Annotated in this window: 1 protein-coding gene; it reads right to left on the reverse strand. The window is 69.3% G+C overall.

Annotated elements, in window-relative coordinates:
* Nucleotides 1-251: HPP family protein (locus tag NCR39_RS29570; protein ID WP_502800299.1), on the reverse strand; the 251-nt coding region annotated here is incomplete at both ends.

The following is a 251-nucleotide window of genomic DNA, read 5'->3' on the forward strand; positions in this document are numbered from 1 at the left end:
GCCTGCAACTGCGTCTCGCGCAGGAGCGCTTCGAGATCGTCCGGATCGACGTCGAGCATTTCGCTGCGCCGCGACAGCACGGCTTCGAGATCGGCGCGCGTGAACGAGGCGGCGTCGGGCGGCGCGTTCGCGGGTTTCGGCGCGGCGTGGCCGTGCGGATAGCGATGGCCCGTCAACGCATGAAACACGATCGCCGACGAAAGCAGCGCCGCCGACTGGATCGCCACCGGCGCGAACACGAAGCCGAAGCC

The sequence above is a fragment of the Caballeronia sp. ATUFL_M2_KS44 genome, assembly GCF_023630965.1.
Lineage (GTDB): Bacteria > Pseudomonadota > Gammaproteobacteria > Burkholderiales > Burkholderiaceae > Caballeronia > Caballeronia concitans.